General features: G+C 53.2%; 6 protein-coding genes. All 6 read right to left on the minus strand.

Going from position 1 to position 11,426, the window contains the following annotated elements; all coding sequences use genetic code 11:
• Positions 1 to 50 precede the first annotated feature (50 nt).
• The 6 genes from CYPRO_RS12355 to CYPRO_RS12380 all read right to left on the minus strand — a co-directional run bounded on the left by CYPRO_RS12355 (position 51) and on the right by CYPRO_RS12380 (position 11,404).
• Positions 51 to 2,936: an alpha-amylase family glycosyl hydrolase gene (locus CYPRO_RS12355; protein ID WP_114984906.1), complete on the minus strand. Its 2,886-nt coding sequence runs from the start codon at positions 2,934 to 2,936 to the stop codon at positions 51 to 53.
• Between the two features lie 21 nt (positions 2,937 to 2,957).
• Positions 2,958 to 4,016: a LacI family DNA-binding transcriptional regulator gene (locus CYPRO_RS12360; protein ID WP_114984907.1), complete on the minus strand. Its 1,059-nt coding sequence runs from the start codon at positions 4,014 to 4,016 to the stop codon at positions 2,958 to 2,960.
• A 168-nt stretch (positions 4,017 to 4,184) separates the two neighbouring features.
• The gene (locus tag CYPRO_RS12365) at positions 4,185 to 6,278 is read right to left on the minus strand and encodes a T9SS type A sorting domain-containing protein (RefSeq protein ID WP_114984908.1); all 2,094 of its coding nucleotides are present in this window, start codon (positions 6,276 to 6,278) and stop codon (positions 4,185 to 4,187) included.
• A gap of 122 nt (positions 6,279 to 6,400) precedes the next feature.
• Positions 6,401 to 7,462 (minus strand): PorV/PorQ family protein, encoded by a 1,062-nt coding sequence (locus CYPRO_RS12370; protein WP_114984911.1) that lies wholly within the window; start codon positions 7,460 to 7,462, stop codon positions 6,401 to 6,403.
• A 24-nt stretch (positions 7,463 to 7,486) separates the two neighbouring features.
• Positions 7,487 to 10,261: a WD40/YVTN/BNR-like repeat-containing protein gene (locus CYPRO_RS12375; RefSeq protein WP_164682759.1), complete on the minus strand. Its 2,775-nt coding sequence runs from the start codon at positions 10,259 to 10,261 to the stop codon at positions 7,487 to 7,489.
• An 81-nt stretch (positions 10,262 to 10,342) separates the two neighbouring features.
• Positions 10,343 to 11,404 (minus strand): PorV/PorQ family protein, encoded by a 1,062-nt coding sequence (locus CYPRO_RS12380; RefSeq protein ID WP_114984911.1) that lies wholly within the window; start codon positions 11,402 to 11,404, stop codon positions 10,343 to 10,345.
• Between the last annotated feature and the right edge of the window lie 22 nt (positions 11,405 to 11,426).

Raw genomic sequence — 11,426 nt, forward strand, 5'->3', positions numbered from 1 at the left:
TGCTGCCTGCTGTTAGTCTGCACACAGCGAAGCGGCACCAAGCGTTTCGGCTATTTCACGAGTAACATTTTGTTTGTGAAGGTCTGACCGTTGGCTTGCATGCGCACAATATACACGCCGCTTGTAAGTCTTGAGCCGTCAAAAACTGCCGTGTGTGTTCCGACGGTTTGCAGGCCGTTGTGCAACAGCGCAACGCGCTGACCCAGTACGTTGAAGACTTCGAGACGTACATCGGTGGTTTCGCCTACTTCATAGCGGACATTGGTTGTCGGGTTGAACGGGTTCGGGTAGTTTTGCAGGAGTCCGAATCCGGCAGGCTGCTCGAGCTGATCTTCATCACGAATTCCGACCGGCGTGAGGCCGCCTTCCGGCAGCTCGACGAGCTCCGTGGTGTAGATCACGAACTCGCCGGGTTCGAGTACGACAGGCTCGTTGGTAGCGCTGAATTCGCGCGCTTCCTGCGCAAAGTAGTCGTACCACAGGCCCGTGTGCTGCAAATTGGCGTCAACTGTGCGCTGCTGAACATCAAAGTTACCGATGATAGCGACGTTCATGCTCTCATGGTTGAGCCATATCCGTTTTACAGAGGGCTGAAGATCGAGGGATACGTCTTCGGTGCGGAATGCTTCGCTGCTTTGGCGCAGGTGAATAATAGCGCGCCAGGTGTTGTAAAGCTCCACGCGAACAGGGTCTGCAAGGTAATCATCCCACATAACGGGCATGGGCGCGGTGCGGTTCGGCCCGGTCTCATCGAGCGGGATGTCATAGCCCAGCTCCCCAAATTGCCAGAGCATTTTAGGACCCGGAATGGTAAAGAAAAAGGCACCGGCCAACATCTGACGCCCCATAGCGGTTTCAAAATCACGGATGTCATAGCCACCGGAGGAGCGCCCGAACTGAAGGTTACGGTACATCAGGCGCTGCTCGTCATGGCTTTCCATGTAGCCCACAAGGTTAGGCGCACTCCAGCCGCGGGACTGATGGAAGACGCCCGAGAAGTTCGACTGATTATTGCTGTGCCAGCCCATGGTAGCTTCATTGTAATTGAAGTTCATATTACCCCAAAGAAGCATGCCCGGCCGGCCTTCGTTGCGGCGCCAGTTTGAAAGCTCCATCTCTTCACTGTTGGCGGTGAAGTGCTCGAGTACAATCCAAAAATCCGGATCAATTTCCCAGATGGCATCTGCCATGCGCTTGAGGTTGGCGATGCGTTGCGCGTTGTAGCCGTGGTAGTTCTGATTGTTGAAGTTGGTCGCAAACCCTTTGGTGAGGTCGAAGCGGAACCCGTCAACACGGAATTCCTCAATCCAAAACGCGTTGGCACGGTCCATCCAGTATTTAATTTTCGGATGATCGTGATTCAGGTGGTTAAACACGTTAAACTCGTGCCCCGGGCCAATCAGCGGGTTGTTCTGATGACCGTAGAGACCGATCAGCGGAGACAGGTCGGTCGCATGGTTGTATACAACGTCGAGCAGCACGGCCATGCCGCGGGAGTGGGCTTCATCAATCAGGCGCTTAAGCTCGAAGGCCGGGCCGTAGGATTTCTCGACGGCGAGATGGAAGTTCGGGTTGTAGCCCCAGCTGATGTTGCCGTCAAAATTAGATACGGGCATGAGTTCGAGGGCATTGATACCAAGCCGCTGCAGGTAATCCAGCGAATCCGCTACATTGCGATAGGTGCTTTCGTCCAGCCAGTCACGGATGAGCAACTCGTATTTGATCATATCGCGGTGATCAATGCGCTCATAATCAGTTGTTTGCCACTCGTATTGCGGGGCAGCGGTCTGCAGAATGGAAACCATGCCGCTTGTTTTACCGGTGGGATAGGGCATCAGGTTCGGATAAACCTCTTCACTGATAAAGCGGTCATTCCAGGGATCGAGCACTTTGTGGGAATAAAGCTCTCCGATGCGGCGCTCTCCTTCTACCAGATACTGAAAGCCGTACTCAACACCAGGCGTAAGGTCTGTAACGGTCGTCCAGAACATCACGCTGTCCGGGTTCACTGTGTGACGGTTCATGAAAAACTCCGGACGAATTTCCCATTCGGTGAAATCGCCGATGACGTAGATATCATCAATGTAAGGTGCCCAAATGGCAAGCGTTACGGAGGTGTCGTCGTCGTGATAGTTGATGCCGTAACGGGTGCCGGCAGGGGGTGCCATTTCGGTTACTTCCGGATTGACTACAATGTATGTGAAGGCTTCTGCAACATCACCCGCATCATCTTCAACTTCCGCGCGCAGATCAATACGACCGGTAGAAGCTATGGTAAGGTCATAGGTGAGGTCAGCGACATCATCAGCGGAAGCCACAAGCACTTCATCGGCATAGAGGCGGAGTTCTGCGATTTCGGTTTCCAGCGCAAAGCCTGCAATGCGAACTTCAATCACATCATCTAATTCAGCAAAAGCCGGATTGTATGGGTCGTTTGACGGGCTTGTAAAACGGACGAGCAACGGATCGTTGAAAAGATCAACAAAAATATCAGCACCGCCTACATCTTTTCCTTCCAGGAAACTGCCATTAACCTGCTCCCCGCTTCTGAATACAAAAGCCATCTGCAGAATCTGTTCACTCAGCGGTACGCCGTAGTATTCGCGTATATTTTCAATATCAAGCTGGTACAGATCCTCACCGATACGGGTAAGCTTGGTTTCGGGCGTGTTCTGCCCCCAGTTGGTTTTAACGTACCGCCAGCCGGACGGGCCATCGCTGAGGTTAGTAATTACACCAGTGTGGGCATAGACGTCACCGGTGTAGCCCGCAAGGCCGCCGTTTCCTTGTGTGGCGTCAAAAATGATGGAAACGGGCTGATCTTCCGTAGGGAAATCCGGAATGGTAGTTACTACCTGTGCCTGAAGGTAGGCTGCAGGCATAAGCAGAATGAGCAGAAAAAGGAGCATCAGATGATGGAGCCTGGAGTATAGCATAATTCAAAAAGTTTATTGCAATTAATAGAGTACAGGTTTACCGCTGTTTTTTTCTTTAAATCGGGCAGACTTTTCCGCCATAGCCGCAGGGCTAAGCGTAGAACTGCGTAATACAAGTTCAGGGGCGTAGACCGTATGAGATATCTTGCCCCCGGGGTTATTGATTCGGTTGAGAATTTTTTCTATGGCCATTTCACCCATTTCCCGCATGGGCTGCCGCATGGTGCTCAGGCCGAAAAAATCGGAAAACTGAATATCATCATACCCGATTATGGGAATGTAAATACCATGATCCTGCATGGCTTTGATTGCGCCGATAGCCTGTATATCAGAGTTGCAAAAACAGGCATCCGGATGCTCGGGTAAACTGAGAAGCTTAATCATGGCTTCATATCCGTTTTTTTCGGTGAAACCGTCGCGGGCCGTGCTGTCTCCTGCTACAATAAGTTCAGAAAGCGCGAAGCGACCTGCATCTTCAAGGGCCCTTTTATAGCCACTCACGCGATCCTGTGTGGGTTTGGATCTGCTGAGCGCTGAAATCATAGCTATTCGCTGATAGCCCTGTTCAATAAAATACTGTGTTGCATTGTAGGCACCGTCGATACTATCCACGCTAACGGAGTCAAACTCAGCGCTGTATTCATCAACAAGCGTGATAGGCACATCATATTTTTTGAGTTCATTCCATTGCTTTTCTGTGAAGTGAACTGAGATGATGACATATCCTTCTGCCATCCCGCGTTTAACACTGTATTCAACCTGCTCAAAGATGTCGTCAGAGAGCTTAACGTTGTAAATATTGAGGTCAAAATCGGAGTCACCGATCTTTTCCTGAATGCCCTCCAATACCTCCATGAAGAAGTAATTGGACATTACAGGTACAATCAGGGAGATGAGCTTGCTTTTTTTCCGGGCCAGTCCCTGCGCCATGGCCTGCGGATGATATCCCATTTTCTTTGCAAGCTGAAGAATCTTTGTTCTCGATTTTTCCGACACATTGTTGCTGTTGTTAAATACCCTTGAAACGGTAGCTATACTTACCCCTGCCTCTTTGGCAATATCATAGATGGTTACGGACACAATTCAGACCTCTCAAATTTGTGACGGGAGAAATGCAGGTTCATCGATTATTAAGAGAAAAACACCGGAGATCTTATGATCTCCGGTGTTTTATTAAGCTGCTTTGGAAGGCATTGGTTTACTTTGAGCAAACAGCTTCCACAAGCTTTTTATCTAATGTTCAGCTGATTATTTAACCAGCATCATGGTACGCTGTGTTGTGAAGCTGCCGGACTGCAGACGGTACAAATAGACACCGGATGACAGGCGGCTTGCATCAAACTGTACGGTGTGTACACCAGCGCTAAAGGTTCCGTTCGCAAGCGTAGCTACGCGCTGACCCAAAACATTGAACACGTCAAGACGGATATCAGCTGATTCCGGCAGGGTGAAGTTGATGTTGGTTGTTGGGTTGAACGGGTTCGGGTAGTTCTGGCTGAGCGTGATGGCACGCGGCAGCTCGCTTCCGGGCTGAACACTTGTAGGTGTTGTCGGGAAGTAAACTGTACCGGAATACAGGTGATTGTTGGACTCCGGCTGTGTTTCGCGGGTGAGCGCAAACGTTTGTCCCCAGTCGAGCTGCGGGAAGTCTGAAAAGAGAACCGGAGCATCTGCTTCGCCCAGACCGTAATCCGGTGGCGCCGGGAAGTCGAGGTCTTCTGCTTTCCAGGTAATCTCATCAAAGGTAAAGCCACCAGCCGGCCAAAGGGTTACTTCGCCGATTACGGCTTCAGGCTCAATGTAACGGTAGTAGCGACGTCCGGCGTCAAATCCGCCGCCATTGATAACGTACGGGCCATCTTCCGGGCCGTAAGCAATACGGAAACCAAAGTGATTTTCCGTTGGAAGTGCGATTTCGAGCTCGAGCTCATACATCATCGTGTCACCGACACGGTTAAAGCGGAGACGATCACGCTGATCGGGATCATCGAGTCCAGGCTGTCCGTCACCTACAGAAAGATCTTGTGTGAGTCCGAAAATAGGTGTTTCAACCACAAGGAAGACTTCATCATTAGCCGGGTCAAACGGATCTTCGTGCTCAAGGGCAGGAGCCATGTCGAGCGGGAAGGTTACGGTGTACGTGTCAGAACCGGTTCCTTCCACTGTAATCAGGGCCTGCTCAGGCAAGCTGTTGAAGAAGCCGATGTCACCACCGAAATCACCGGTAGCCACCTGGAAAGGCGTGCTGCCGAATTCGTAGAGGCGGTCACCGCCGCCGAATGCGCCTGGCTCTTCCCATCCGTTACCTGAAATCAGGTTAGGAATGAAGTTCGGGCTGTCTTCGTCGAAACGGCTTTCATCCCAGATAATGAAGTATTTGTAGGGAATCTGCTGACCTACTTCGCGGGTAAGAACAAAAGAACTTCTCCAAATGTCTTCGCCTTCATCGTAGGTCATGGATGTTGCTGAATCCCAGTTGTTGAATGCACCGGGAACCGCTACGCGATCGCCAATTCCGCGGTTGAAGTAACCGAGCTGCTCAAGGAGGCTTACGTTGGCACGGAATTCAACTTCCGCTTCAATCACTTCGCCGCTTGGCGGTACTTCATTGTTGAAATTGGTCCAGCGGATAGTAGAGTCGGCAGCCGGAACAAAGAATGTTTTATCCGCGCCGTCTTCCCACTGCACACCATCGGGCGTGTCGATAACGTACTTGTAAAGTACCTGACCGGTTTCCTGATTGTAGTTGCCGCGTACACCAACTATGTGATCCGGATTTTCGGGATCATACTGTGATGTAGCAACCCGCGCCCCAACGTTCACCCGGAAGTGAACAGCGGTGAACCCTTCATCAGAAGGCTCGAAAGGAGCCGTACGACCTGCGTCTGTTCCGGCGAAGAACTCAATCGGAAGCACAATATCGCTGTCCGCGTCTTCAGGAACTTCAAACATGTAGTTTCCGCCGCCAACAGGATCAAATTCCCATCCGTCATTGAATCCAATGCCGTTTTCAGTGTCGTTTCCTGCCCAGAATTTATAGGCAAGCTGATCGCCCGGGGCCATCAGCACGTTAAATTCCCAGTAATCACCGGCGATGTTCTGCCCCTGAACAGAGCTTGAACCCCAGTTGATATTCTGGCCAAAGTAGTCTTCGTTGCTAAATTCAGAACCATTTACAGCACCACGAATTTGAAGCACCCCGTCTGCGCTGAGTGTATCAGCAACGGTTGAGGTGTTCACCCGGAAGGTGACCGTAATCGGGTCGTCTTCAGCTACTGCCTGCATGCTTACGCCAAAAACAAACAGCGCCAGCATCATCAGCATTTTGGTAAAGGTTTTCATATGTACCTCTTTTGTTGGTTTAGATTTACGGTTTCCCGCTTGTATTTCAGATTTATTCTGAAAAGAGTAAGGTGACTGTGCAAGCCATTACGGATTTCACAGCTACCTAAAATGGTTGAAGCTTAAAATTTGACTTTAAGTGAGAATCGGTTGGTTACCCCGAGTATTTTGTGGCTTTGCAGCGCGTAACCAATGTTCAGGCCCAGCCCGCCGCTCAGCTCGTAGTTCACCCAGCCGCCGGCTGCGAATTCAAACATCCGGTCGTCGAGCAACAGGTCCGGAAGACCCGCCTGCACAGCAAACAGCTCGTCAAAAAACGCCGCCTCTATACCCAGATTAACGCTCTGCGTGTTGTTGCTCGGGCTCACGCCGTCGGCCATCAGCGTTACGCGTACCGTCTCGGTTTTAACCCCGTCCCACGCCAGGCCCACCTGCAGCAACAGCGGCAGATCGAAGTCTTTAGTCTCCAGACGCGCAGGCACGTTCGGGTTGTTGCCCGCTGAGCCACGGTCAATATCCACCGGCACGTTCAGGTCTTTGCCCGTGATGTTGAGCTTCTGACCGAAGTTGGCAAAGCGTACCCCAAAGCGGATGCCGTCGAAGGGCGTCACGTAGGTCGTTCCCAGATCGAAGGCAAAACCCCCGCTGCTGGAATTCCAAATCTGCTCGTGCACATACTTGACCGTTGCGCCGATGGCGAAGTCACGCATGAGGAACTGTGAGTAGGTCAGTCCGGCCGCGTAGGAGTAGGCGCCAAAGAAACGGCCCGTGCCGTCCTGCTCCTGCATGGTGGTTTCTTCCATGTCGTCCATGGTCAGCGCGCTCACGCTCAGCCCTACCGTACCTGCGCCGGGTATCGGCAGTGCGATACCCACAAAGTTGTGACGAAGGTCGGCAAACCATTCCGAATGCTCAATGTGCACCTGACGCTCGCGGACCATCGCCAGCGCTCCGGGGTTCCAGTACATGGCCGTCGCGTCGTTGACCGAAGCCGTGATCGCGTTGCCCACGCCCGTTGCCCGCGTGCCGACCGGAATGTTCAGAAACTCGGCCGCAGAGGTCCCCGATTTCGAGATCTCCTGACCCTGCACCTGCTGCGGGGCTGACAGCCAGCCCGCGCTAATCATCACCGTGAATACCAGCACAGCCGGTAACAGGCGCTTCATGCTCAATTTCGTGTTCATTTGATTTCTCATTGGTTTAGCCCCCTATTTGATTACCGCGAATTTGCCAACCTTCTCTCCTATACCGGGCGCATCCACATGGTAGATGTACACCCCATAGGAAAGCTCGCGGTTTTCACTGGTGATCATATCCCAGACGTAACGGCTTTCCGTAGCCGGGTTATCGACACGCAGGGTTTGGAGGAGCCGGCCTGATACGCTGAAGATGCGGATCGTAGCCTGCTGCGGCAGGTTGGTGAAGTGCAGCTGACGGCCGCCCGTGCGGGGTTCAGCTACATGCGTTACCAGATACGGATTCGGAACCACACGAATGAGGGAGAGCGGATCTTCCACTTCGCTCAGGTCGACATCAGGGAAGTTGGAGCCGTCAATGGTGAAGGTGAATTCATCGGCCGATGTAAGCGGCTTCACGGTAAAGAAGCGAAGCTCATCGCCTTCAGACGGATCAACTGTGAGGCCAAACGGGCTTGTTGCGGTACGGGCAAGCATGGATACCCGCCAGGTATCCCGAAGCTCACCGTCGTCGCGGACATCTTCCAGAATGTAGAGGATGTCGCTTCTTGACTGATTGTTGTTGTCAAAGGCAGCCCTGAAGCGGCGGAAATCCTCGGTCGCCTGCCAGGTCTGTCCCTGATTACTGCTTCGGAGTCGGGTTGAGTTGGCGCCAACGGCTACGAGTGAAGACGTACCGCCTGCTATGCTCCCGATACCAAACAGCTCTACACCGGTACCGCTGTCAAGCGCTTCCCAGGTCTGACCGCCATCGGCGGTAAAGATGATGGCACCGCCGCGTCCCACAGACCAGCCGGTTGCGTTATCCGCAAAGGTGATGTCATTGAGCTGCTGATTGGTTGGGGTATCAAGTTCTGTCCAGGTTTCGCCGGCGTCTTCCGTTTTAAAGATACGGCCGCCTGTTCCTGCAACGTAGCCAGTTTGTTCATCGGTGAAATCCATCCCAAAAAACTCCAGGATTGGTCCAACCGGAAGAGGTTCCCAGTTAGTACCGCCATCCGTTGTTTTTAGGACACGGGAGTTGCCTGCGCCAAATATCAGGCCCGAAACATAGCCGGTCTGCGCGTCGGTGAAGACTACGTTGTTAAAGCGGTTCAGTACGCCCGAATCCTGTGTAACCCATGAATCTCCGCCGTTTGTGGTTGCAATAATAACACCACCGTCGCCTACCGCCCAGCCGTTTTGCTCGTCCACGAAGTAAATGTCGCGAAGAATGGAGGTAATCCCCGTTTCCATGGGCGTCCATGTTTGACCGCCATCGGTCGTGCGGGTTACGGTTCCTTCGCGACCGGCTGCCCAGCCGTTTTGCGCGTCCACGAAATGCGCTGCTTTCAGACGCACACTTACACCGCTTTCCACGTTTGTCCAGATTTCGCCACCGTCTTCGGAGCGCTGTATCAGACCTGCGGCACCGAAAATCAGAATGTTATCGCTGCTGAGGTACACAACATCACGCAGATCCCGCGGAAGCTGCGGGTTGGTGAAGAACGCGTAATCTACTTCCTGACCGGTTACCGTGTTGGTAATGATTACGTTAGTGCGCTCGGCAGGGATGTTTGTATTACCAATGGTGAAGGGGAGCGATTCACGCACCGGCTCATCAAAGAATTCAAAGCGGTAGTCTGAGGGCGTCGGGTTTCTGCCGGATACCCCGATTACAAAGTTGTGAATATTTGATTCTTGTTCGGTGATCCACTCCGTTCGCTCTTCATCTACTGCTACACGGTTGGGAATATCATCAATGAAAAACAACAGCCCCTCTTTAACCGGCAGCTCCACACCCTGAAAATTCTCCAGGCGGTCGAAAAGGACTTCGCCGGTTGTTGTATTGGTGAGGGAGACGCTCTTGGTAACGAGATCCACAACATTGCCGGGCCGCTCAATGAGGGTATCGGTAAATGCTATGCTGTAGTTGTGACCGCCGCGGAGGGCGTCGGGATCAATAACCTGCACATCAATGGTACCGGAACCGGAGCCGCTAATTTGCTGAACCATAGGATCCTGCGGCGCAACAAAGCCTGCGGCGCCACGCTGCGGTGTTACCGCAACGACGTTTACGCCCGTAATCACAGTTCCGTCCGGCAAAATCTCAATGTCCAAACCTGAGTCAAGTGGCGGGATGGTATAGATAGAGTTAGGAAGCGGTATAATCGGGACGTCATCTTCATCAAACTCAATCGGCAGCTCAAACTCGGGCAGGGCGTCGCCGTGTGTGAAGGATACAACGGCGTAGTAGTACGTACGTCCGTTGGTGAGACCGCTGTCTTCCCAGATACGGCGGATGCCGGTATCGGAACCCATCCAGATGCGCTGCCCGCCTACTGAAGCCGGATGGTATCCGGTGATGTCATTCTGCAGATCAAATACATCTTCAAAAGCCAGACGCTGTCTGTTGCCCTGATTGTCGGTAATGCGGAGTGCGTCGGTGAACTCAGGATCCGTTGACCTGAAGACCATGTAGCCCTGAAAGTTATTCGGGTTTGCAAACACATCCTCAAAAACCCCCGTAGCAACCGGGCGCTGATACACCACGTAGCCGTCGAAGAATGGATCGTAGTGGAATTCCGCGGCGTCATCCCAGTAGAGCAACACGCTGCCGTCGCCGACAACTGCGCTGAGCTGCGGCTTGGGCGGACGTATCGGCTGAGGTCCGTTGTCATCATCCTGCGGAAAAATAAAGATTCCGCTGCTCTGCTGCTGTGCCTGAAGCTGACTTTGCGCGCTGAACCCCGCCCCGATAAGGGCGGTGACGGCAAAGCTCATCAGCATCGTAACAAAAAATTTCATAGAAAACCTTGGGTGACCGGATTGTATCCGTTCGGAGAGGGTCTTTTGATTGGTTGTAGATTTCATCGTTTGTACCCTCCCTTAAAATTTGACTTTAAGTGAGAATCGGTTGGTTACCCCGAGTATTTTGTGGCTTTGCAGCGCGTAACCGATGTTCAGGCCCAGCCCGCCGCTCAGCTCATAGTTCACCCAGCCGCCGGCTGCGAATTCAAACATCCGGTCGTCCAGCAACAGGTCCGGAAGACCCGCCTGCACGGCAAACAGCTCGTCAAAAAACGCCGCCTCTATGCCCAGATTCACGCTCTGCGTGTTATTGCTCGGGCTCACGCCGTCGGCCATCAGCGTTACTCGTACCGTCTCGGTTTTAACCCCGTCCCACGCCAGGCCCACCTGCAGCAACAGCGGCAGATCGAAGTCTTTAGTCTCCAGACGCGCAGGCACGTTCGGGTTGTTGCCCGCTGAGCCACGGTCAATATCCACCGGCACGTTCAGGTCTTTGCCCGTGATGTTGAGCTTCTGACCGAAGTTGGCAAAACGTACCCCAAAGCGGATGCCGTCGAAGGGCGTCACGTAGGTCGTTCCCAGGTCGAAGGCAAAACCCCCGCTGCTGGAATTCCAAATCTGCTCGTGCACATACTTGACCGTTGCGCCGATGGCGAAGTCACGCATGAGGAACTGTGAGTAGGTCAGTCCGGCCGCGTAGGAGTAGGCGCCAAAGAAACGGCCCGTGCCGTCCTGCTCCTGCATGGTGGTTTCTTCCATGTCGTCCATGGTCAGCGCGCTCACGCTCAGCCCTACCGTACCTGCGCCGGGTATCGGCAGTGCGATACCCACAAAGTTGTGACGAAGGTCGGCAAACCATTCCGAGTGCTCGATGTGCACCTGACGCTCGCGGACCATCGCCAGCGCTCCGGGGTTCCAGTACATGGCCGTCGCGTCGTTGACCGATGCCGTAATCGCGTTGCCCACGCCCGTTGCGCGCGTGCCCACCGGAATGTTCAGAAACTCGGCCGCAGAGGTCCCCGATTTCGAGATCTCCTGACCCTGCACCTGCTGCGGGGCTGACAGCCAGCCCGCGCTAATCATCACCGTGAATACCAGCACAGCCGGTAACAGGCGCTTCATGCTCAATTTCGTGTTCATTTGATTTCTCATTGATTTAGCC

It is taken from the genome of Cyclonatronum proteinivorum (genome assembly GCF_003353065.1).
GTDB lineage: Bacteria > Bacteroidota > Rhodothermia > Balneolales > Cyclonatronaceae > Cyclonatronum > Cyclonatronum proteinivorum.

Coding starts and splice junctions, on each gene's coding strand:
- CYPRO_RS12365 (WP_114984908.1), bottom strand. CDS start 6,278: ATGAAAACCTTTACCAAAATGCTGATGATGCTGGCGCTGTTTGTTTTT.
- CYPRO_RS12380 (WP_114984911.1), bottom strand. CDS start 11,404: ATGAACACGAAATTGAGCATGAAGCGCCTGTTACCGGCTGTGCTGGTA.
- CYPRO_RS12370 (WP_114984911.1), bottom strand. CDS start 7,462: ATGAACACGAAATTGAGCATGAAGCGCCTGTTACCGGCTGTGCTGGTA.
- CYPRO_RS12355 (WP_114984906.1), bottom strand. CDS start 2,936: ATGCTATACTCCAGGCTCCATCATCTGATGCTCCTTTTTCTGCTCATT.
- CYPRO_RS12375 (WP_164682759.1), bottom strand. CDS start 10,261: ATGAAATTTTTTGTTACGATGCTGATGAGCTTTGCCGTCACCGCCCTT.